The sequence below is a fragment of the Micromonospora sp. NBRC 107095 genome, assembly GCF_030269705.1.
Classification (GTDB): domain Bacteria; phylum Actinomycetota; class Actinomycetes; order Mycobacteriales; family Micromonosporaceae; genus Micromonospora; species Micromonospora parva.
On sequence record NZ_BSTU01000001.1, the window covers coordinates 1,328,719 to 1,349,224 of the forward strand.

24 protein-coding genes are annotated in these 20,506 nt (G+C 72.4%); 14 read left to right on the plus strand and 10 right to left on the minus strand.

Annotated elements, in window-relative coordinates:
* Positions 1-35: 35 nt before the first annotated feature.
* Entirely contained in the window at positions 36-1,067 is a 1,032-nt protein-coding gene (locus QSK15_RS06280) for a hypothetical protein (RefSeq protein ID WP_285793303.1), read from the plus strand.
* A 1-nt stretch (position 1,068) separates the two neighbouring features.
* Here QSK15_RS06280 and QSK15_RS06285 read toward each other — a convergent pair whose 3' ends face one another.
* The 4 genes from QSK15_RS06285 to QSK15_RS06300 are packed head-to-tail and all read right to left on the minus strand — an operon-like array spanning position 1,069 to position 4,089.
* Positions 1,069-1,617, minus strand: a complete 549-nt coding sequence (locus QSK15_RS06285) for an SOUL family heme-binding protein (protein WP_285793304.1) — start codon at positions 1,615-1,617, stop codon at positions 1,069-1,071.
* A gap of 32 nt (positions 1,618-1,649) precedes the next feature.
* Positions 1,650-2,399, minus strand: a complete 750-nt coding sequence (locus QSK15_RS06290; RefSeq protein ID WP_285793305.1) for a YqeB family protein — start codon at positions 2,397-2,399, stop codon at positions 1,650-1,652.
* A gap of 2 nt (positions 2,400-2,401) precedes the next feature.
* Complete coding sequence (locus tag QSK15_RS06295) at positions 2,402-3,196, minus strand: calcium homeostasis modulator protein (RefSeq protein ID WP_285793306.1); 795 nt, start codon at positions 3,194-3,196, stop codon at positions 2,402-2,404.
* Entirely contained in the window at positions 3,193-4,089 is an 897-nt protein-coding gene (locus QSK15_RS06300; RefSeq protein ID WP_285793307.1) for an ABC transporter ATP-binding protein, read from the minus strand. Before QSK15_RS06300 ends, QSK15_RS06295 begins: the two co-directional genes overlap by 4 nt.
* A 131-nt stretch (positions 4,090-4,220) precedes the next feature.
* On the opposite strand from QSK15_RS06300, the gene QSK15_RS06305 reads away from it, so the two are divergent.
* The 4 genes from QSK15_RS06305 to QSK15_RS06320 all read left to right on the plus strand — a co-directional run bounded on the left by QSK15_RS06305 (position 4,221) and on the right by QSK15_RS06320 (position 7,128).
* Positions 4,221-5,480 carry a sensor histidine kinase gene (locus QSK15_RS06305; RefSeq protein WP_285793308.1) on the plus strand — a complete coding sequence of 420 codons (1,260 nt, stop codon included), beginning with the start codon at positions 4,221-4,223 and terminating at the stop codon, positions 5,478-5,480.
* A complete protein-coding gene (locus QSK15_RS06310) occupies positions 5,459-6,208 on the plus strand; it encodes a response regulator (RefSeq protein ID WP_285794345.1) in 750 nt (249 codons plus the stop codon). Before QSK15_RS06305 ends, QSK15_RS06310 begins: the two co-directional genes overlap by 22 nt.
* Before the next feature lie 82 nt (positions 6,209-6,290).
* The gene (locus QSK15_RS06315; protein WP_285793309.1) at positions 6,291-6,629 is read left to right on the plus strand and encodes a DUF234 domain-containing protein; all 339 of its coding nucleotides are present in this window, start codon (positions 6,291-6,293) and stop codon (positions 6,627-6,629) included.
* A gap of 88 nt (positions 6,630-6,717) precedes the next feature.
* Positions 6,718-7,128: a hypothetical protein gene (locus tag QSK15_RS06320; RefSeq protein ID WP_279517130.1), complete on the plus strand. Its 411-nt coding sequence runs from the start codon at positions 6,718-6,720 to the stop codon at positions 7,126-7,128.
* A 103-nt stretch (positions 7,129-7,231) separates the two neighbouring features.
* Here QSK15_RS06320 and QSK15_RS06325 read toward each other — a convergent pair whose 3' ends face one another.
* A complete protein-coding gene (locus QSK15_RS06325) occupies positions 7,232-8,011 on the minus strand; it encodes a D-Ala-D-Ala carboxypeptidase family metallohydrolase (protein WP_285793310.1) in 780 nt (259 codons plus the stop codon).
* 303 nt (positions 8,012-8,314) lie between these two features.
* On the opposite strand from QSK15_RS06325, the gene QSK15_RS06330 reads away from it, so the two are divergent.
* Both QSK15_RS06330 and QSK15_RS06335 read left to right on the plus strand, forming a co-directional pair.
* Positions 8,315-8,953: a DUF6642 family protein gene (locus QSK15_RS06330; RefSeq protein WP_285793311.1), complete on the plus strand. Its 639-nt coding sequence runs from the start codon at positions 8,315-8,317 to the stop codon at positions 8,951-8,953.
* 42 nt (positions 8,954-8,995) lie between these two features.
* On the plus strand, positions 8,996-9,460 hold the full coding sequence (locus QSK15_RS06335; protein WP_285793312.1) for a PPOX class F420-dependent oxidoreductase: 465 nt from the start codon (positions 8,996-8,998) through the stop codon (positions 9,458-9,460).
* Between the two features lie 21 nt (positions 9,461-9,481).
* Here the strand turns inward: QSK15_RS06335 and QSK15_RS06340 are convergent, their stop codons facing one another.
* Positions 9,482-10,123, minus strand: a complete 642-nt coding sequence (locus QSK15_RS06340; protein WP_285793313.1) for an NAD(P)-dependent oxidoreductase — start codon at positions 10,121-10,123, stop codon at positions 9,482-9,484.
* A 51-nt stretch (positions 10,124-10,174) separates the two neighbouring features.
* Positions 10,175-11,407 carry a serine hydrolase domain-containing protein gene (locus tag QSK15_RS06345; protein WP_285793314.1) on the minus strand — a complete coding sequence of 411 codons (1,233 nt, stop codon included), beginning with the start codon at positions 11,405-11,407 and terminating at the stop codon, positions 10,175-10,177.
* 96 nt (positions 11,408-11,503) lie between these two features.
* On the opposite strand from QSK15_RS06345, the gene QSK15_RS06350 reads away from it, so the two are divergent.
* The 3 genes from QSK15_RS06350 to QSK15_RS06360 all read left to right on the plus strand — a co-directional run bounded on the left by QSK15_RS06350 (position 11,504) and on the right by QSK15_RS06360 (position 13,676).
* Entirely contained in the window at positions 11,504-12,097 is a 594-nt protein-coding gene (locus tag QSK15_RS06350) for a pentapeptide repeat-containing protein (protein ID WP_285793315.1), read from the plus strand.
* A 295-nt stretch (positions 12,098-12,392) separates the two neighbouring features.
* A complete protein-coding gene (locus tag QSK15_RS06355) occupies positions 12,393-13,241 on the plus strand; it encodes a hypothetical protein (protein WP_285793316.1) in 849 nt (282 codons plus the stop codon).
* Positions 13,242-13,355: 114 nt separating this feature from the next.
* Positions 13,356-13,676 carry a hypothetical protein gene (locus QSK15_RS06360; protein ID WP_285793317.1) on the plus strand — a complete coding sequence of 107 codons (321 nt, stop codon included), beginning with the start codon at positions 13,356-13,358 and terminating at the stop codon, positions 13,674-13,676.
* 45 nt (positions 13,677-13,721) lie between these two features.
* On the opposite strand, the gene dacB is transcribed toward QSK15_RS06360, so the two are convergent.
* Positions 13,722-15,305, minus strand: coding sequence for a D-alanyl-D-alanine carboxypeptidase/D-alanyl-D-alanine endopeptidase (dacB, locus tag QSK15_RS06365; RefSeq protein WP_285793318.1), 1,584 nt, complete (start codon positions 15,303-15,305; stop codon positions 13,722-13,724).
* A gap of 67 nt (positions 15,306-15,372) precedes the next feature.
* Positions 15,373-16,089: an MIP/aquaporin family protein gene (locus QSK15_RS06370; RefSeq protein ID WP_285793319.1), complete on the minus strand. Its 717-nt coding sequence runs from the start codon at positions 16,087-16,089 to the stop codon at positions 15,373-15,375.
* Positions 16,090-16,198: 109 nt separating this feature from the next.
* Between QSK15_RS06370 and QSK15_RS06375 the strand changes: the two genes are divergently transcribed.
* Positions 16,199-17,272 carry an NAD(P)-binding domain-containing protein gene (locus tag QSK15_RS06375; protein WP_285793320.1) on the plus strand — a complete coding sequence of 358 codons (1,074 nt, stop codon included), beginning with the start codon at positions 16,199-16,201 and terminating at the stop codon, positions 17,270-17,272.
* Positions 17,273-17,465: 193 nt separating this feature from the next.
* Positions 17,466-17,747 (plus strand): adhesin, encoded by a 282-nt coding sequence (locus QSK15_RS06380; RefSeq protein WP_124857855.1) that lies wholly within the window; start codon positions 17,466-17,468, stop codon positions 17,745-17,747.
* Between the two features lie 9 nt (positions 17,748-17,756).
* Here the strand turns inward: QSK15_RS06380 and QSK15_RS06385 are convergent, their stop codons facing one another.
* Entirely contained in the window at positions 17,757-18,824 is a 1,068-nt protein-coding gene (locus tag QSK15_RS06385; protein ID WP_285793321.1) for a beta family protein, read from the minus strand.
* Positions 18,825-18,915: 91 nt separating this feature from the next.
* On the opposite strand from QSK15_RS06385, the gene QSK15_RS06390 reads away from it, so the two are divergent.
* Positions 18,916-19,803, plus strand: a complete 888-nt coding sequence (locus QSK15_RS06390) for a sulfotransferase domain-containing protein (RefSeq protein ID WP_285793322.1) — start codon at positions 18,916-18,918, stop codon at positions 19,801-19,803.
* Positions 19,804-20,085: 282 nt separating this feature from the next.
* Complete coding sequence (locus QSK15_RS06395) at positions 20,086-20,478, plus strand: cupin domain-containing protein (protein WP_036411381.1); 393 nt, start codon at positions 20,086-20,088, stop codon at positions 20,476-20,478.
* Positions 20,479-20,506 lie beyond the last annotated feature (28 nt).

Sequence of the window (20,506 nt, forward strand, 5' to 3'; positions counted from 1 at the left end):
CCCCACGAGGTCCGGCCGGCCGCTACCGTCCATGGATGCGATCCGCGCGCCCGGTCGGGCTGTTCCTCTCCGCCGCCGCCGTGCTGCTCTGGGCGTACGGCATGACCAGGTGGCAACCGCTGACCGAGCCGCTCGGCCCGTGGTCGGAGCACCTGCCGGGCAACAACGCCTACTGGGCGCGCGACCTGCGGTTCATGGCGATCATGGCGGTGTCGCTCGGGTTGGTGCTGGCCGGGCGCGGTCAGCTGCGGTGGGGCGGCCCGGCGGTGCTGCTGGGTGGCTGCTGGGTCGCCGCCGACGTGGCGATCGACCGGGCCGACCCGATCGGCGTCGACGCGACGGTGCTGCTCGCCGTCGGCGGTTGCGCCGTGCTCGGCGTGGTCGCGACGGTCTCGCTGTGGTGGGAGCGCCGCACGTCGTCGGCGCGCGAGCCTCGCCGGCCACAGCGGGAGCGCGGCACGCCTGCGGCCACCGACCGGCGGGTGCTGACCGGCGCGGCCTGCGTGGCCGGGGTGCTGACGCTGGTGGCGGCTGGAATCGAGTCACCGACCGACCGGGAGCCGGAGCTGAACCAGGGCGCGCTGGCCACCGCGGCGCTGCTGGTGGCCGTGGCCGTCGGCGCCGGGCTGGCGGCGGCTTCGGCGCGGACCCGGGCTCGGGTCGGGCTGGCGGTCGGCGTCACGGTGGCGGCCCTGCTCGGCGTCGGGCTGGTCCGTGCCGCCGCGCCCGGTGAACGACTCCTGCCGGAGGCCGCTCTCGGGGCGGTGCTGCTCACCGGGGTCACCCTGCTGGCCTGGGACTGGCCGGGCGGCCGGCCGGTCTGGTGGCACCACGGCGTGGCGGCTCTCATCGCGTTGGTGGGCCCGGTGGTCTTTCTGGTGGCTACTGCCGTTCCCATGATGATCATGCTGCCGATCGGCGCGGCGTTCACCTCGTTGGCCGGCAACAGCCCGATCAACGCCGCCGACTCCGATCTGCTGCTCTCCCTGGCCGGACTGCTCGCCGGGCTGGGAATGGCGGTGCTGCTGGCCCGACCGAGCATCGACGACCGCCGGCAACTCCGCTAGCTCACTCGACGACCGGCAGCACGACCTCGTTGCGGCGCAGGAACCACGGCTTCCACGGCAGGTCGAAGCGCGCGTACCGGACGGCGCCGGTGGGTTGCAGCCCGGCCGCGGTCACCGACCGGCCGAGCATTGTCGCCCGCTGGCCGAACGTCTGCTCCGTCCAGCGCCCGGAGAACCGCATCGCCGCCGCCAGTTGTGCCGCCACCTCGCGGATCCGCACCCGGGCATCCACCGGCTCGGGCAGCGTGGCGGTGGTGAAGGTGGCCGGCATGATGAACTGGATCAGGTACGCCCCCGGCGACTCACCCTCGATCTGGATCACTGGCACGGTCATGGCGATCTTCTCCGAGCCGCCGGCCGCCTCCGGACCGAGCGGACGCCGGGCCCGATTGGCACCGCCGATGTAGGCGGCCAGCGGCCGGAACGCCTCGATCGGCGCCCGGGTGAACGATGCCTGGACCCGCATCTCGGCCACCAGGTGGGCCGGGTACCGACGCAGCTCGAACCCGGGGTGTCGGGACACCACCCGGTACGGCTGCTGTTCCGTCATCGCGCGGCTCCCAGGGTCTGCTGGAACCGACGCTACCGCCCGTCCGCGTCCCGCTCGGCCGAAGTCGGCTGCTTCGAACCGGGTGCGACGGCCCGGCCGGTCAACCGCCAGTACTGCCGTTTGTCCTCGTCGCGCAGCACCACCCCGATCAGACCCAGTTCGCGGCGCAACTCCCGGGCGTCGTCGCGGCGGTCCCGCTGGATCGCCCGTTCCCGGGCCCGCAGCAGCGCGTCCGCGCCGGCCGGCAACCCGGGCAGGTCGGGTACCCACAGCCGGTACGCCGACCGGTGCGGGTCGTCGTCCGCCCAACCCCAACCGTGTTCCCGGAACGCCGCCGCGAGTGCGGCGGCGGACAGGTCCGTCGGCTCCCGGACCAGTTCCGCGCCGTCGGCGTCCAGCAGCACGAGGTGCTTGTCGGCGAGGAAGACCACCCGGGTGTCGACCCGGACGACGGTCCGGTTCTCGGCGGAGCGGCGCAGCCGGACCTGCGCCGCGTCGACGGTGACGATCAACCGTTCGGCGGTGCCGATCCCGGCGATGACCAGGCCGGCCAGCACGCCCACCCCGATGGTGCCGGCGGTCGCCTGCGGCTCGGGCAGCCGGTCCAACCACTCGATCAGGTCGCCGAACGGCACCCAGGGCAGCCGGGCGAGCCAGCCCGTCGCCGCCGCCAGGAGCCATCCGGCGCCCGCGCCGAGCAGCGGGAAGCCACCCCACAGGACCGCCAGCTCCAGCGGGCCGCCGCTGACCACGGTGCGCGGACGGTAGTCGGCCGCGTCCATGGTCACGACACCTCGCGACGCAGCGTCCGGAACAGGCCGGCGGCCAGCGGCAGAACCATCCAGACCAGCAGGGACACCATCAGCCGTCCCCACTGCTCGCCGGTGACCTGGCTGGTGAACAACGGCTCCATGGTCCGGCTGGTGTCCAGCCAACCGGCCGCACCCCGCAGGGGCCGGACCAGTTCGCCCAGCACCGACCAGAGGGTCGGCAGCAGCAGGTAGCCGACGATGGCCAACGGCGGGTTGAGCAGCAGCAGTCCGAAGGCGGCACCCATCAGCACACCGGCGACCTGGACGATCGCCGCGTTCACGATCAGCGCCGCGTCGACCCGCCAGGTGCCCGCGCCGCCCGTGGCCGACGCCACGAGCGTCCCGACACCGGCGACGGCCAACGTGACCAGCACCGACGCGAGCGCCGCCAGCACCACCGCGATCAGCTTCGCGGCGACCACCCGCTCCCGCCGGGGCACCAGCGCATACGTGGTGAGGGCGGTGCGCTGGGACCACTCGCTGGTGATCGACAGGATGCCCAGCACCGGCAGGAGCACGTTGACGGGCAACAGCGACGTGACGAAGAAGGTGAAGAAGGTCTGCTCGGAGTCCTCGGCGTAGATCAGCAGGAGGGTGACGATCGCGACGACGACGAGGCCGATGGTGATCAGCAGCCAGCGCCCGGCCCGGGTGTCGGCGAGCTTGCGCAGCTCCACACCGGTGAGCCGGAGCAGTGACGGCCGGCGTACCGGAGGAAGTTGCCGGGGCGCGACGACGCCGCTGGCGGGCGCGGTGGTGGTGGTCATCGGACGGCCTCCTTGGTGGATTCGCCGGCGGTCAGGGTGAGGAAGAGCTGTTCGAGGCCGCCGCCGCTGGCGGGGCGCAGCTCGGCGAGCGCGACGCCGGCATCGGCCGCCGCCTGGCCGACCGCCTCGGCGTCGGCCTGCACCAGCAGGCCGTCGGTGCTGTCGGCGGCGGTCAGACCCGCCGTTTCCAGCGCACGGCGCAGCGCCGCGCCGTCGCGGGCCCGGACCACCGTGCCGCCGCCGGCCAGCAGCTCGTTCTTGTCGCCCTGGGCCACGATCCGGCCACCCCCGATCACCACCAGCCGGTCCGCGACCGCCTCCACCTCGCGCAGCAGGTGGGAGGAGAGCAGCACGGTGCCGCCCCGGTCGGCGAAGTCGCGCAGCAGGCCGCGCATCCAGAAGATCCCCTCCGGGTCCAGCCCGTTGGCCGGCTCGTCGAGGATCAGCACCCGGGGGTCGCCGAGCAGCGCGTGCGCCAGCCCGAGCCGTTGGCGCATCCCCAACGAGTACGCCCGGACCCGACGCTTCGCGGCCACCGCGTTCAACCCGACCAGGTCGAGCTTCGCGGCGACCTCGCGCCGGTCCAGACCCATGGTGTACGCGGACAGCGTCAACGCCTCGCGGCCGGTGCGCCCGGCGTGCTGGGCGGAGGCGTCCAGCAGCACTCCCACCTCCCGCCCCGGGTTGGGCAGTTCCTGGTACGGGTGCCCGGCGACGGTGGCCCGGCCGGCGGTCGGCGTGGTGAGCCCGCAGATCATGCGCATGGTCGTCGACTTGCCGGCGCCGTTGGGGCCGAGGAAGCCGGTGACGGTGCCCGGCTCGCACCGGAACGACACGTCGTCCACGGCCGGATGTGGCCCGTACCGCTTGGTGAGGTTCTCCACGGTGATCATGTCGTCGAGCGTGCCCGCGCCGCCCGGCCATCCGCTGCGGCCACCGGTCGGTGCCGTGTCGACCTTGGTCGACCCGAGGGTCTCGACTTTGGTAGCTGGTCGTGCCCCCGACGGCTCCCTAGCATGGGTGCGTGACCAGCCTCGTCGTTCCGGAGCACCCCTGGCTGCTGCCCGGGGCGCTGGCCGGCGCGGTCAGCCCGGACGCGGCGACGCGGCGGCCGCGCCGCACCACCCGGGACTGGGCGGTCGACACCCTGGCCTTCCTGATCAGCCTGCTCTGGGTGCTGTTCGCCACGGCGGACGCCCTGTCGCCCAATCCGGAGACGGCGGTCCCGCTGCCGCACGACTGGATGGTCGGCGTGGACGCGCTGATCGGGCTGGTCTGCTGCGGGCTGCTCTGGCTGCGGCGGCGCTGGCCACTCGGGTTGGTGCTGGCGACCCTGCCGTTGAACCTGTTCTCGATGGCCGCCTCCATCCCACTGTTGATCTTTTATTTCACCGTCGTGGTACACCGGCGCACCGCCGTCGCGGTGGCGGTGACCGGGGTCGGTCTGCTCACCAACCTTGTCTTCAGCTGGACTCGTCCGGACCCGGCCATGCCCTACTGGGCCACCGTCGCCTGGGGCGTCGTGATCACTGTCCTCGTGCTCGCCTGGGGAATGTTCGTCCGGGCCCGCCGGCAGTTGATCGTGTCGCTGCGGGATCGGGCCGAGCGGGCCGAGGCCGAGCAGCAGCTCCGGGTCACCCAGGCCCGCCATCTCGAACGCACCCGGATCGCCCGGGAGATGCACGACGTGCTGGCGCACCGGATCTCGCTGCTCAGCCTGCACGCCGGTGCGCTGGAGTTCCGTCCGGACGCGCCGGCCGACGAGGTGGCCCGGGCCGCCGGGGTGATCCGGGGCAGCGCGCACGCCGCCCTGCAGGACCTGCGCGAGGTGATCGGGGTGCTCCGGGCCGAGGACGACGGCGGGGGCGACGCCCCGGAGCCGCCGCAGCCGACCCTCGCCGACCTGCCGGCCCTGATCGCCGAGTCGCGGTCGGCCGGGGTGCGGGTGAACGTCAGCGACAGCGTCGCCAGCCCGGGGGAGGTGCCGGCGGCGCTGGGCCGGGCCGCGTACCGGATCGTGCAGGAGGGGCTGACGAACGCCCGCAAGCACGCGGGCGGCGCGGTGGTGACCGTGGACGTGTCCGGCGGGCCGGGCACCGGGCTGAGCGTCGCGATCAGCAACCGGTGGCCGGTCGGCACACCGGAGGGTGGCACCCTGCCGGGCGCGGGCACCGGCCTGGTCGGCATCAGCGAACGGGTCACCCTGGCCGGCGGGCGACTCGCCTACGGTCGGGACGACTCCGGTGACTTCCGGCTCGCTGCCTGGCTGCCGTGGCCGGCGTGACCAGCCCTGCCGGCGCAGCCGGACTGCCGGACGCGAGCGGGTCGGCCGACGCGGCCACGCCGCCGGTGCGGGTGCTGATCGTGGACGACGACGCGCTGGTCCGGGCCGGGCTCTCGATGATCCTCGGTGGTCTGCCGGACCTGACAGTGGTCGGCGAGGCGGCCGACGGTGGCGAGGTCCCGGCGGCCGTCGCCGCGTACGCCCCGGACGTGGTGCTGATGGACATCCGGATGCCCCGGGTCGACGGGCTGACCGCCACCGAGGCGCTGCGTGCGCAGCCGCACCCGCCGGAGGTGCTGGTGCTGACCACCTTCGACGCCGACGAGCAGGTGCTGCGGGCGCTCCGCGCCGGGGCTGCCGGTTTCCTGCTGAAGGACACCCCGCCGGCGGAGATCGTGCACGCCGTGCGCCGGGTCGCGGCGGGCGAGGCGACCCTCTCCCCGACGGTGACCCGCACGTTGATCGCCCACGTGACCGCCGCCGTTCCCGGCCCGGTCGGCCCGGACCCGCGCCGGGAACGGGCGCTGCGACAGCTCAACGGGCTCAGCGAGCGGGAGCGGCAGGTGGCGGTAGCGCTGGGGCGGGGTCACACGAACGCGGAGATCGCGGGGGAGTTGTTCATGAGCGTGGCGACGGTGAAGGCGTACGTCTCCCGGCTGCTGACCCGACTGGAGTTGAACAACCGGGTCCAGGTGGCGCTGCTCGTGCACGACGCCGGCCTGGTCTGACGGTCGGTTCTGCCTGAACTGAATGGTGGGGGCGGACAGCCCGATGAGGTCACACTCATCTTTGGTTGTTCCATCTTTGGCAGTGTCAGGGGAGGCGCTGCGGCGGTTGCCCGGTGACCATCTACCGGCGCAGGCGGCGACAATCGGCGGCTACTGGACCCGGACCAACGACCCGGAGATCGACATCGTCGGCGCCGACCGGGCGCCCGTCGCGCGGCACATCAGCTTCGTCGGATCGGTCAAGTGGCAGGAGAACCGGCCCTTTGACGCGCATGACCTGGGCCGGCTTCTGCTGCACCGGTCCCGGCTCCCCGGTGCCGACGAGTCGGTGCCGATGGTTGCTGTGTCGCGCAGCGGCACCGCCGTCGACGGCATCCGCGTGTTGTCGGCGGAGGATCTGCTTACCGGGTACCGGAATTGAACTTTCGGCCAGTGCCCGCCGTACTCCTGACCGAGGATGTCGGTGCGGTGGGTCCGCCGTACCGCTGCCGAACTGCGGGAGGCCTGCCGTGCGAGTTGGTGAGCAGTCGACGGATCCCATCGATCAGGTGCTGGGTGAGGTGCCGATGCCGACACCGTTGACCCCCGAGGATGTCCGGCTCGCGGTCCGGGCGGTGGTCGTGCACACCGCCGAGGAGTGGCCGACCGGGCCGCTGTGCCGCAACGACGGTGCCTCCTATCCGTGCCGCCTGCATCGCTGGGGGCGGCGGGTGTTGGAGACACACGGGCTCAACGAGCGGCAGATCGAGGCGTTGATCCGGCATGGCAATCCGTTCGTGCACGTACCCTTCCCGTTCACGGCGACCGGGCCGTCGCGGCAGCAGGCCGCGCGGGTCGTCCCCCAGGGCGTACGGCCCACCGCTGCCGGCCGGCCGGTGACTCCCCCCGTCACCGCGCCGCGCTGGCCCCGGGCGAGCTGAGCGCGCTACCCCCTCCGCCCACCCCGACCCGGGGCGACACGACGTCGGCCCGACGCGGAGATTCCCCCTCCGCGTCGGGCCGACGCCGCTCTGATCAGGTGACTCAGTTACCGACCCCGCAGTCCGGGGCGGACCAGCTCGTGGTGTTCGAGCTGCGGTCGCTGTTGTTCTCCCGACGCGAGTCGACGTGCACGTGGTCGTCGTGGTCGGGGTAGCCCGGTCCGTAGATCCCGCTGAAGCCGTTGTTGCGGGCGTTGCGGGCGATCTGGCACAGCGAGGACGTCCGCGAGGTCACGTCGGCCGCGTTGCCGTACAGGTGTTGACTGTCGGACGCGCCACCGACCTGGTTGTTGCAGGCGCGACTGCGGAAGCCGCTGGACACGTAGAGCGGCTTGTCACCGAGGCCCTTGCGCAGCGCCTCCAGCTTCCACATGGTGCGCAGCGCGTTCTGCTTGGTCTGGCTCGCCGACAGCGGGCCGCCGCTCCACCCGCTCCCGCCGCACCCGTTGTCCAGCTCGCTGTAGCTGAAGTGCGCGGGCGTGCAGTCGTTGTCCTGGAGTTGGTAGAGCTTGGCGAAGGTCTGCGGGCCGGCGATGCCGTCGGCGCGCAGCCCGTACGCCTGCTGGAACCGCTTGACCGCGGCGGCGGTCTTGGGCCCGTAGCGGCCGTCGTTCTCCACGATGTCCCGGTAGCCGGCCCACCCGGCGACCCGGATCTGCAACTGCCGGACGTCGTCGCCGGAGCGGCCCTGGGTCAGGGTGCGATTCCAGGTGTAACAGCCGTCCGCGTGCGCCGCCGGTGCGGCGACCACCGTGGCGATTGCGGCCCCGGGCAGTGCCAGGGCGAATGCGACGGCGGCACGCTTCAAGGTGTTTACGCGCACAGAAGTCCTCCCGATAGGAGAGCGAATGGGGTGGCTCCAGGACATCGACCGAGAAGTCCTGTGATTTCCACCCTCGCACTGATCCGTGCCGTTGGCGGCGATTAACGAGAATCGTGCTCACAATCCGCTGTCCCTGGGTATTGCCTGGGAATTCAGCTGATTTGCGAAACAGCCATTTCCTGCCGATCGGCCTTTCTGCGGTCAAGCACACCGAACGTCGCGTTCCGCCACACCGAGGGTGATGTTCCCAGGGTGGCGGCGGCCGGTAACGTCAGCCCGGGCGGCGGACTGGCGGAGGTGCGCGTGGCACGCGGTGGCGTCTTCTGTGTCGAGGGTCAGTGGCACCGGGACCTCAACGAGCGGGGCTCGGTGCTGCCCACCCTGGAGCTGCTGGAGCGGCTGGGCAAGATCCGCTTCATCCACAAGGACGCGGCCACCCGCGACGAGCTGTTCTACTTCCTGGACCGTTGGCTGCTCAAGCAGTACGCCGACCACCGGGTCGGCTTCTTCGCCATGCACGGCGAGCCGAGCCGGCTCTGCCTCACCGACTGGCAGTCGGTCGAGTTGAACGAGGTGGCCGAGCTGATGGCCGGCCGCGCCGAGGGCCGGCGGCTCTATTTCGGCAGCTGCTCGGTGCTGCGCGCCTCGGACGCGGTCCTGCGCGAGTTCCTGGAGGTCACCGGAGCCGCACTGATCTGCGGTTTCACCCGGGAAGTCGACTGGGTTGAATCAGCGGCCTTCGAAACGGTCCTGCTCGACGTGCTCGCCAACGGCCAGCGCCACAATGCCGCCGAGTTGCGGATGGGCTCCGCCCACTGGGCTCCGCTCGCGTCGTACCTCGGTTTCCGGGTGATCTACGCCAACGGCCGGGCCTGGCGTCCGTCCGGTCGTCCCCGGGTGCCCACCCAGTCGGTGCACCGCTCCCCGGCCCGACCCCGCTGACCCGCCGCCGTCGCCGCGCCCGCCCCCTGGTAGGAACGGGGAATGGCACGCAGCATCGCAACGAACACCCGGGTCGACCGGGACGGCCTGCTCGACTTCCTTCGGCCGCGGCACCACGTCCTGCTGATGACCACCCGGGCCGACGGGCGCCCGCAGTCCTCCCCGGTCTCCGCCGGGATCGACGGGCAGGGGCGGCTGGTCGTGTCCACCTACCCCGAGCGGGCCAAGGTGACCAACATCCGCCGCGACCCCCGGGTCTCGGCCTGCGTGCTCAGCGACGACTGGAACGGCCCGTGGGTGCAGATCGACGGCACCGCCGAGGTGCTGGACCTGCCCGAGGCGCTGGAGCCGCTGGTCGAGTACTTCCGCAGCATCTCCGGCGAACACCCGGACTGGGACGACTACCGGGCGGCGATGGTGCGCCAGGGCAAGTCGCTGATCCGGGTCACCATCGACGCCTGGGGTCCGATCGCCACCGGTGGCTTCCCGGCCCGCCTCGCCGACTGAGCGCTGCCGGCCGCCACCCGGTCAGTACGCGACGGTGAAGCGGGCGTTCCGGTGTCGTGGCTGTTCGATCTCGTCGACGATCGCCACCGCCAGGTCCTCGTAGGTGAGCACCGAACGGCCCTGATGATCGGTGACCGGCTGGTCGGTGCCGGTGCGGTAGTGCCCGGTGCGGGCGCCGGGGTGGAACTCCAGCGGGGGCGGCGAGACGTACGTCCAGCTCACTCCGTCGGCGGCGGTGCGGTAGTAGTCCAGCGCCTCCGCCTGGCCCAGCGCCGAGTCCCGGTACTCGGCCGGGAAGTCCGGTTCGTCGAGGATGCGGGTGCCGCCCGGGGTGAGCAGGGTGGACCCGCCGCCCAGGTGGATGATCCGCGGTGCGGCCGGCATCCCGCGCAGAGTGGTCACCAGGTTCTCCGCCGCGTCGCGCCACAGCTCGCGTTCGCCGCCGCCGATCGCCACGACCAGCGCGTCGGCGTCCGGCGCCAACTCCCGCACACTCCGCTGGCTGGTCGCGTCGCCGGTCACCGTCCGCACCCCGGCCGGCAGGTACGAGGTGGCCTCCGGGCGGCGGACGGCGGCGATCACCCGATGCCCCCGGTCGGCCGCCTCGGCGACGACCCGCGAACCGGCGGTGCCGCCCGCGCCAAACACGACGATGGTGCTCACCGGCTCAGGTTAGGCAGCGGGCCGACCCGGCGTCGGTGGAACGGCGAACCGTCAGTCGACCAGGGCGGCGTAGACGAGCTGGCGCAGCTGGGAGCGCAGCGGGTAGGTGCTCGACGGCATCAGCTGGGTGAACAGCAGGGCAGTGATCTCCTCCGCCGGGTCGACCCAGAACGCGGTGCTGGCCACTCCGCCCCAGTAGTACTCGCCGACGCTGCTCGGCAACCGGCTGGGGATCGGGTCGTCGACCACCGCGAAGCCGAGGCCGAACCCGATCCCGTCCAGGGTGGTCTCGGCGAAACCGCCGGTGGACAGGGTGCCCAGGTCCTGACCGCCGGGCAGGTGGTTGCGGGTCATGAGCGCCACAGTGCGCGGCCCGAGCAGCCGGACGCCGTCCAGCTCCCCGCCGCGCAGCAGCAACTGCGTGAACCGGTGGTAGTCGGCGGCGCTGGAGATCAGGCCACCGCCGCCGGAGAGCAACGCCGGTTTGCGGAACGCCAGCGACCCGAGGCTGTCGTAGCGGACGGCCCGGCCGCTGCGCGGATCCGGTACGTAGAGCGCGGCCAGCCGCTCGGCCTCGTCGCCCTCCACCCACCAGCGGGTGTCGGTCATGCCCAGTGGGCCGAAGATCCGGTCCGCGAAGAACGCGTCGAGGCTCTGCCCGGAGATCACCTCGACGAGTCGGCCGAGCACGTCGGTGGCGACGGAGTAGCCCCACGCCGTGCCGGGCTGGAACAGCAGCGGCAGCTCGCCGAAGGTCGCGCTGGCGCTGGCCAGGTCCACGTCCGCCGGTGGGTACAGGTCGTAGCCGGCGGCCCGGTAGAGCCCGTCGACCACCGAGGTCTGCAGGAAGCCGTACGTCAGGCCGGCCGTGTGGGTGAGCAGGTGCCAGACCCGGATCGGCTCGATCGCCGGCACGGTGTACGGCTTGAGCGTCGACCCCTTGGAGTAGACCCGCAGGTCGGCGAACTCGGGCAACCAGCGGCTGATCTCGTCGGTCAGCTCGAACCGGCCCTCCTCCCACAGCATCATCGCCGCGACGGAGGTGACCGGCTTGGTCATCGAGTAGATCCGCCAGAGCGTGTCCGTCTCGACCGGCGCGCCCGACTCCCGGTCGCGCAGCCCGTACGTCGAGGAGTGCGCCACCTCGCCGCGGCGGGTGACCACCAGCTGCCAGCCGGAAAGCCGGCCGTCGTCGACGTACCGGCCGAAGTGCTCGTCGATCCGCGCCAGCCGCGCCGGGTCGAAACCGATCTGATCCGGGTCCTTGCTCCGAGCCACACTCACGCCGCCGAACCTACTCGCCGGTACACCGGCGTCGGAAGGGGGCCGGCACCGGCCCGCCGCCCGTCGGCCGTCGGCGGTGCCCACTAGCCTGGCCGGATGCCGGAGTTGACCGAGGACGTGACCTTCCGCAACGACGACTGGTACGGCGAGGAGTTGACCGACCGGCACTTCGTGGGTTGCGAGTTCTTCGGGGTGGACCTGACCGAGGCGGTGAGCAGAGGAGCGGTCTTCACCGGGTGCACGTTCGGCAACGTGGCGTTCAATTCGTCCCGGCATGTCGACTCCGCCTTCACCCGGTGCGTCTTTCGGCGGTGCAACTTCTTCGAGGCCGAGTTCACCGGCTGCAAGCTGGTCGGCAGCACCTTCAGCGAGTGTGATCTGCGTCCGTTGACGGTGGACGGCGGCGACTGGTCCTTCGCCGCGCTGCCCGGCGCCGACCTGCGCGGCGTTCGGCTGACCGGGGTGCGCATGCGCGAGGTGGACCTCACGAGGGCCAATCTGACCGGTGCCACCGTCACTGGGGTCGATCTCTCCGGCGCCCAGCTGACCAACGTCCGGCTCGGCGGCGCCGACCTGCGGGGCAGCGATCTCACCGCGCTCGACCCGACGGTCGTCGAACGGGCCGGTGCCATCATCGACGTCGAGCAGGCCGTGACCATCGCGCAGCTGCTCGGTTTCCGGATCGGCTGACGCGTACGGCGGTCGTGGGCTGCCGGAGTGTCACTCCGGGCGGGCCGGGTTGTCCGACAGCGTCCCGTTGTGGGCTGGACACGTCCGGCAGTCCGGATCTAGCGTGTCGTCCACGCCCGTGTAAACGTGAATCGGCCCACAGTGGACGGTGTGGTCCGCCGCGGTCCAGGACGGCCGGGCGGTGGAGTTGGAGGGGTCGGTGGCGGACGAAGACCGCACGCGGGCTGGTTCGAGGGCTGGCGACGCGCCGCCGAGGCACCGTCCGCGTGCCACGACCGCCGGATTCACCCGCAGCGTGCTGCGCCGCGTCCGACAGCGGCGGCGCTGGGCGGTGGAGGGGGCCGCCGTACTTGTCGGCCTGGTGCTGTTGATCTCGTACCTCAGCTTCTGGTCCGGGCCCGAGCCGGACGACCAGGTGGGTCAGGGCGGCGCTTCCGCCGGGACCGGCCGTTCCCCCGTTCTTCCGGCCGCCGAGGGGCGCACCGGTGAGGCCGGGCCGGCCACCCCCGGTCTGCGCCCGCGCCAGCGCCCGCCCTCGCCGGACCCGACACCGTCGACCAGCCCGCCCGCCCCGCCGCCTCCACCGGCCAAACCCGGTGCTCCGGCGCTGTCGCTGAGCCGGGAGGAGATGCCCGCCGCCGTCGACCTCACCGCGGTGGGCACCCGGGACTGGGTGCACTGGGGGGAGGACGGCGGCAGGTCGACGGTCCGCAAGCGCTCCGGCTCCGGCGAGATCATCGACGGGGGAGGCGCCGGCAGGCGGGTCGGTTGGGACGGCAACCAGGAGTACGTGCGGTGGTCCGACGGCACACCGGACCGGTCGACCAACGGCACCTCCAACGGTGTCTACACCTGCGGTGCCGGCAACGGGTTCAGTCTCGCCGTCGCCGGCAGCGGCGGGCCGCGCACGGTCCAGCTCTACGGCGGCATCTGGATGGCACGCGGGCGGTTGGAGGCGCGGCTGTCCACCGGCGGGCCCGCCAGCACCGCGCGACTGGAAGATCCCTACACCAGTCAGAGCGCCCAGTTCACCATCCGCTTTACGCTGCCGAAGGGTGCTCGACTCTTGCTGAAGTGGACCGTCGAGAAGGTCTTCACGCAGCACTGCGGAAACGTCGGCCTCCAGGCCGTGGCGGTGCGCTGACTGACCGATCCGTCGCTGCGGGCGGCGGCGGGACAGTTTGTCCGTCGCGGAGCGTCGAATGCGACGTAACTTTCTGCTGTCCCCATCCGACCATCCAGTGTGGAGGCAGCGGAAATGAGCAGCAGCACCGCCCACCGCGTCCGTCCTGCCGCTTCGTCCGGCACCGGTGAAGAGGTTCTTCGCGACATTCCCCTGCCGCCGTACGTGACGGGCGAGGACACCCAGTTCGCCGTGCGGGCGGTGGTGGTGCACGCCCCGCGGCGGTGGTCCGGGGGTGTGGTCTGCCGCAACGATGCCAGCCCGCACCCGTGCCGCCTGCACCGCTGGGGCACCCGGGTCCTGGCGCTGCGCGGGCTGCGGGCCGCTGAAATCGCCGCGCTCATCGAGCGGGGCGACCCGACGGCGGTGGTCCCCCCACCGGACCGTCCGGCCTGAGCGCTCGCCTGGCCGGGAGGCGCGTACGCGCCTCCCGGCCGCCGCTCAGCAGGTGATCGGTTTCACCCAGGCACACTCGACGCCCTCCGGGGTGCGCGGCGTCTCCGGCACCACCGGCGTTGCCACCCGGGCCGCCGACGTCTGTCCCTCGCGGAAGCCGGCCAGCGTCACGGCGATCTGGTCCTCCAGCGACTTGACCGACGCCGTCAGGTAGTTGTTCAGCAGGATGGAGAACGCCAGCAGTCGACCGTCGGCGCTGGTGACGTACCCGGAGAGCCCGGAGACACCGGTGAGGCTGCCGGTCTTGGCGTGCACGTTGCCCGCCGCCGGGGTGCCGGCCATCCGGCTGCGCAGCGTGCCGCCGACGAACCGCTCGGGCTGGCCGGCGATCGGCAGCGCCGCGTACCAGGTGGCGAACCACGGTTCGGCGCGGACGGCGCTGAGCAGGTCGACGAACTCCGTCGCCGGGACGAGGTTGCGCCGGGACAACCCCGAGCCGTCCCGCTGGCGCAGCTTCCCGGTGTCCATCCCGGTGTCGGCGACGTACTCGCTGATCGCGGTGATGCCGGCCGTCCACGTCCCCGAGCCGGAGAGCACCCGACCGATCTCCTTGGTCAACACCTCGGCGTGCCCGTTGTTGGAGAGCTTGAGGAACGGTGTCATCAGCTCGCCCAGGCTCATCGAGTCGTGTCGTGCCACCTGGTCGGCCGTCTCCGGGGTGGGCTGGCCGAGCACGGTCCGGCCCAGCACCCGGACGCCGTGTCGGTGCAGCGCCGCCCGGAACACGTCGGCCGCGTAGCCGGTGGGTTCCCAGACGGTGACCCAGTCGCTGGCCGGCTCGTCGCCGACGGCGATCTGACCGGTCACCACGACGGTGTTGCCGCCGTGTTCGCGCTCGATCGAGATGGAGGTCTCGCCGCTGCTGACCGTCTCGGCGCGGTTGTCGATCCGGACGTACCCGGTGGCGGGGGTGGTGGTCACCACCGGCGGGGTGCCGGCCCGGTCGGCCGGCGCGGCGTGCACGATCACCGTGCCCGCGTCGTAGTCGGTGTCCGGGGCGACGGTCAGCGCGGAGACCGGGGCGGCGTAGTAGTAGGGCTCGTCGTCCCAGGTCCAGTCGGGGCCGAGCCGGGTGCGGTCGTAGCGGGTGTCGTCGGCGACCAGGTTGCCGGTGACCACCCGTACGCCGTCGGCGGCGACCTGCGCGGCGAGCGCGTCGTAGTCGGCGGCGAGCATTGTCGGGTCGCCTCCGCCGTGCAGGTAGAGGTTGCCGGAGAGCAGGCCCGCGCGACGCTTGCCGCTGGCGCGGACGTCGGTGGTGAAGCGGTGGCCGGGGCCGAGCAGCTCAAGGGCCGCGGTCGAGGTCAGCAGCTTGGTGTTGGACGCCGGAATCAGCCGGCGGTCGCCGTTGCGGTCGTAGAGCGTCTGCCCCGTGCTGGTGTCGACCACGACCACCGAGGCCTGCGCGCCGCTCAGCCGGTTGTCGGCGAGGATCGTGTCGATGGTGGCGCGCAGCTGGGTCGTCGCGGGGGTGGGCGACTCGGCTGTGGCGCCGGGCGCGGCGGCGGTGGCCGCGGTGGCGACCAGCGCGAGCAGCGCGAGGGCCCGGGGGAAGTGACGACGATGCATGTGCTGATGCTGCCACGGAGATATTCGCCGGAGAAGGTCCCCGGGCGAAAGATATTGCCGTACGGGACTACTTCGGCCCGCCGACCGATTTCTCGTGACCACCCCAGTAGTGCCGCTGCGCCCCCATCAGCAGAGGTGCGACCAGCGCGGCGAGCGCCCCGCCGAGCAGCGGGAAGACGATGAACACCCAGAGCTGCCGCAGCGCCACGCCGCCCTCGAAGACCGCCGGGCCGAACGCGCGGGCCGGGTTGACCGCCGCACCGGTGAGCGTCACGCCCACCAGTTGGGTGGCGGCCAGCGCCAACCCGATGGCCAGCCCGGCGGTGCCCGGATTCTCGCTCCGACTCGTCACCACCAGCACGACCAGCACGAACAGGAAGGTCAGCACGACCTCCAGCACGGCGGCGCCGCCCCGGTTGATGTGCGCGCCGTAGCCGTTCGCGCCCAGGGCCCCGGTCTGGTCCGCGACGTCACCCCACCGGGTGAGCGCCCACAGCACGAAGGCCGCGACGGTCGCGCCGACGAACTGCGCGATCCAGTACGCCACCGCCCCGAGCACCGAGATCTTTCCGGAGAGCAGCACACCGAGCGTCACGGCCGGGTTGACGTGGCTGCCGGAGAGTGGGCCGATCGTGTAGACCAGGGCCACCATCACGAACCCGAAGGCCAGCGCCACCACCACCACGCCGCCCTGGACCCGGGCGGCGACCGCGCTGCCCACGCCGAAGAACACCAGCAGCAGGGTGCCGAGGAATTCGGCCGCGTACCGACGGAAGTCGCTCATTCACTCAGCGTAAGCGTCGATCGGGTGGTCGACGCCGGAATGGCCGGCTGTGACCGGCGCGACGACCGACGGCGGGCACAGTCCCGACAACCGGGCTGTTGTACCCCGTGTGGACACCCTCTCCGCGGACGTCGTGGTGATCGGCGCCGGCCAGGCCGGACTGAGCGCCGGCTATCACCTGCACCGCACCGGTTTCGCCCCCGGCAGTGGCTTCGTCATCCTCGACGCCGACAACGGGCCCGGCGGCGCCTGGCAGCACCGCTGGCCGACGCTGGTCTTCGACCGGGTGCACGGCTTCCACGACCTGCCCGGCCTGCCGCTCCCGCCCGCCGATCCGCACCGCCCGGCAGCCGAGCAGGTCAGCGCCTACTTCGCCGCGTACGAGAGGGCCTTCGACCTGCCGGTGCGGCGGCCGGTACGGGTCCGGGCGGTGCGCTCCCGCCCCGACGGACGACTGGACGTGCACACCGACCGGGGCACCTGGACCGCCCGAGCCTTGATCAACGCCACCGGCACCTGGACGCGGCCGTTCTGGCCGCACTACCCGGGCCGGTCGACGTTCCGGGGACGTCAGCTGCACACCGCCGACTATCGGGGGCCGGCCGAGTTCACCGGCCTTCGCGTGGTGGTCGTCGGCGGCGGCACCTCGGCCGTGCAACTGCTCGGTGAGGTCTCCACCGTCGCGGCGGCCACCACCTGGGTCACCCGCCGGCCGCCGTCGTTCAACGACGAGGAGTTCGGCCCGGAACTGGGACGTGCCGCGGTGGCTCGGGTGGACGAGGCGGTCCGGGCCGGCCGACCACCGGGAAGCGTGGTGGGCGTGACCGGACTGCCGGTCACCCCCGAGGTACGCCGACTGCGCGAGCGCGGCGTCCTCGACCGGCTACCCGTGTTCGACCGGATCACACCCGACGGGGTGGCCTGGGCAGATGGGCGGTTCGTGCCGGCGGACGTGATCCTCTGGTGCACCGGCTTCCGGGCGGCCATGGACCATCTCGCCCCGCTGGGCCTGCGCGCGCCGGGCGGCGGTATCACGATGGACGGCACCCGGGTGGTCGCCGACCCGCGGGTTCACCTGGTCGGGTACGGCCCCTCGGCCAGCACGATCGGCGCCAACCGGGCCGGCCGCGCGGCGGTCAACGAGATTCGCGCCTGGCTGGCCCCGGCCGCCGCTCTCCACTGATCCGGCTCTATTTGACGGATGGTCCGCCAGCGGGCACGGTGGGAGTGACGGGGCCCTCAGCTGCCCCGATCCGATGCGACGGCGACGACCGTTCGCCCCTCTGTCGCCTCCCACGCGTGCTCGTAGGCGGGCCCGACTGTCCGGTCCGTGCCGTATCCGACCGCGAGCCGAGAATCCACGAGGAGTTCCACTCATGCTCACCATGACCGATAACGCCGTGCTCGTCATTCGTGACCTCGCCAACCAGCAGGACGTCGCCCAGGACGGTGGGGTCCGGATCGCCGCCGACGCCGAGGCCGGCTCGCTCACCGTCGAGCTGGTGCCCGAGCCGGTGCAGGGCGATCGGGTGGTCGACAACCAGGGCGCCCGGATCTTCCTGGACGAGGACGCCGCCGAGCTGCTCGGTGACGCGTCGGTGGACGCCACCGTCGACGACGAGGGCGTCATCCAGTTCGGCTTCACCGAGAAGCAGTAGCACCGGAGCTCACCGCAACGGGCGTCCCTGCCGCGGTGGACCCTGCCCGGGGTGCCACCTCGGCGCACCGTCGCCGGCCGGGTGCAACAGCGTGTTCAGCACGTGGGCCAGGTGGTGCGAGGTGCTCCACGCCGCCCAGTTGGCGGTCGAGCCGGCACCGGCGCCCCTGCGGGCCCGGCGCAACAGCTCGTGGTCACCCCAGGAGAAGGCCGCCCCGGTGGTCGGCCAGTATGGTGCCGACACCAGGGTGCGACACAGGTCGGCGAACCGGTCGTCGCCCCGGCCGCCGCGACGCGCCCAGCGGTAGATCCACCAACTGTCGTCGTCGGTGTACCGCACTGTCGGCAACCGGTCGCCGGGATCACCGGTGCCCGGCCCGGCCGGGTGGACGCCGTAGTCGCCGTAGTCGACACCGGTGTCGGCCAGTCGTCGCCACAGCTGCCAGTCCCAACGGTCCAACGGGACAGGTTCGTCGGTGGGCAGGCGGGACAGCGTCGGCGGCATGCCGCCCGCCGCCACCGTCACCGACCGCCAGGCGTGTCGGCGCGCCCAGTCCAGCAGGCGGCGTATCCGGGGCTCGGCGGCCCGCACGTCCGCCGGGCAGCCCACGTCCCCCGCATCCACCAGCAGGTCGCACTCCTCTGGGGCGAGGTCGGTGAACCGCCAGATCCGTTCCACAGCGGTGGTGCTCGCGTCCGGCCCGGCCCGGTCCTGGCCGGCCCGCAGCCGGATGAGCGCCCGGCGGCCGTACGCCCGCGCCGCCGCGCCGTGCGCGACCAGCCGGTGGTCGCTCTCGGAGAGCCCGATGACCGGCACCATCGGTACGCCCCAGCGGGTCAGCTCCGCCTCGGGGCTGTCGGGCAGCGCGCTGACGTCGATGGCGGGCAGCAGCCCGGACGGCAGCCGGCGAATGGTGTCCATCGTGGACCTGTCGATCGTGCCGATCTCCAGGACCGGGGCGACCAGCTCGGCGTACGCGGGATCGAGGTGGCTCAGGGCCTCAAGCTCGCCCCGTCGGTTGGCGAGGATGGGGCGGTAGAGCGTTGCCGCCGCCCGGCCCCCGTGGGCGGGCACCATACTTCAATCTAGCCAGGCATGCGCATGTCTCACAGGGGTGTAAGTCGGAATTCGGCTGCTCGACTGTCGGTTCGGCGACTACCATCCACCGGTGCTCACGCCAATTCACCGGTACCGATCCGACGACGAGGACAGCGCGCGGTGGGCCGGTTTCCCGTTCCGCGACGGCGACATCGTGATCAGCACCCGGTCCAAGAGCGGCACCACCTGGATGCAGATGATCTGTGCGCTCCTGGTGCTGGGCACCCCGGACCTGCCGGCGCCGCTGCCCGAGTTGTCGCCGTGGCTGGACTGGTTGGGCGAGCCCCGGGCCACGGTGTACGACCGGCTGGCCGCCCAGCAACACCGGCGGTTCATCAAGACGCACACCCCGCTGGACGGGGTGCCGCTCGACCCCCGGGTGCACTACGTGGTGGTGGCCCGACACCCACTGGACATGGCGGTCTCCCTCTATCACCAGGCCGCCAACCTGGACCGGGCGCGCCTGGCCGAGCTGACCGGCCAACCCGCCCCGGCCGGGCCACCGGGTGCGCGGCCCCCGGTGCGGGAGTGGTTGGCGAGCTGGGTCGACCGGGAGGTGGACCCCCACTCCGAGCTGGATTCGCTCCCCGGGGTGCTGATGCACCTGAGTGACGCGTGGGCCCGCCGGCACGAGCCGAACATCGAGGTGGTGCACTACGACGACCTGCTGGCCGATCTGGGCGGTGAGATGCGCCGGCTCGCCGATCGGTGGGGCATCACGGTCCCCGAGGCGCACTGGCCCGCGCTCATCGAGGCGGCCACCTTCGGTCGCATGCGCGAGCGCGCCGACCAGCTGGCACCGGACACCCTCGGCGTGCTGCGCGACCGCCTGGCGTTCTTTCGCCGAGGAGGCTCCGGTCAGGGACGCGCCCTGCTGGACGAGCCCGCGCGATCCCGCTATCAGCAACGGGTCGCCGCGCTGGCCCCGCCCGATCTGCTCACCTGGCTGCACCGCTGACTGCTCCACCTGGCTGCACCGCCGAGTCGAACGAGCGCACCGGTGCTCGAAAGAGCGCACGGCGCCGCTCGACCGTGGTCGGAACGTCGCCGCGCTCTGGCCGTCTCCCACCACCGCAGCCGTTCGGCGGTACGCCGGCGGGGACCTGGCTCGACCGGCCCTTCGTGCCGGTCCGCGCTGTCGATCCCCGGTCCGCGCGCATCCAAACCCTCTGACCGTGGGGAATTCCACCATCTGCGACTCCCGGCGTGGCGGGCCGCCGGACGGGGTATGGGCGTGGGCATGGAGCATTTCACTATCGCGACTGTTGCCGAGAAGAGCCCGGATTTCCGGCGGGTGCTGTGGACCGGTGAGCACACCCAGCTGGTCATCATGACCATTCCGCCGGACGGGGAGATCGGCGAGGAGGTGCACGAGGGCATCGACCAGATCCTGACCTTCGTCAGCGGCGTCGGCGAGGCCCGGGTCGCCGGCGCGAAGCGGAAGGTCGCCGCGGGCGACCTGGTCGTGGTTCCGGCGGGCACCAAGCACAACTTCGTCAACACCGGCCCCAATCCGCTGGTGCTGTACACGGTCTACGGGCCGCCGGAGCACGCCGACCAGGCGGTGCACAAGACCAAGGAGGAGGCCGACGCGGCCGAGGCGGCGGGCGAGGACGAGCCGCCGACCGAGTGAGGCTCCCGGTCTGATCCGGCCTGATGCG

Coding starts and splice junctions, on each gene's coding strand:
- QSK15_RS06280 (WP_285793303.1), top strand. CDS start 36: ATGCGATCCGCGCGCCCGGTCGGGCTGTTCCTCTCCGCCGCCGCCGTG.
- QSK15_RS06285 (WP_285793304.1), bottom strand. CDS start 1,617: ATGACGGAACAGCAGCCGTACCGGGTGGTGTCCCGACACCCCGGGTTC.
- QSK15_RS06290 (WP_285793305.1), bottom strand. CDS start 2,399: ATGGACGCGGCCGACTACCGTCCGCGCACCGTGGTCAGCGGCGGCCCG.
- QSK15_RS06295 (WP_285793306.1), bottom strand. CDS start 3,196: ATGACCACCACCACCGCGCCCGCCAGCGGCGTCGTCGCGCCCCGGCAA.
- QSK15_RS06300 (WP_285793307.1), bottom strand. CDS start 4,089: ATGATCACCGTGGAGAACCTCACCAAGCGGTACGGGCCACATCCGGCC.
- QSK15_RS06335 (WP_285793312.1), top strand. CDS start 8,996: ATGGCACGCAGCATCGCAACGAACACCCGGGTCGACCGGGACGGCCTG.
- QSK15_RS06350 (WP_285793315.1), top strand. CDS start 11,504: ATGCCGGAGTTGACCGAGGACGTGACCTTCCGCAACGACGACTGGTAC.
- QSK15_RS06360 (WP_285793317.1), top strand. CDS start 13,356: ATGAGCAGCAGCACCGCCCACCGCGTCCGTCCTGCCGCTTCGTCCGGC.
- dacB (WP_285793318.1), bottom strand. CDS start 15,305: ATGCATCGTCGTCACTTCCCCCGGGCCCTCGCGCTGCTCGCGCTGGTC.
- QSK15_RS06370 (WP_285793319.1), bottom strand. CDS start 16,089: ATGAGCGACTTCCGTCGGTACGCGGCCGAATTCCTCGGCACCCTGCTG.
- QSK15_RS06380 (WP_124857855.1), top strand. CDS start 17,466: ATGCTCACCATGACCGATAACGCCGTGCTCGTCATTCGTGACCTCGCC.
- QSK15_RS06385 (WP_285793321.1), bottom strand. CDS start 18,824: ATGGTGCCCGCCCACGGGGGCCGGGCGGCGGCAACGCTCTACCGCCCC.
- QSK15_RS06395 (WP_036411381.1), top strand. CDS start 20,086: ATGGAGCATTTCACTATCGCGACTGTTGCCGAGAAGAGCCCGGATTTC.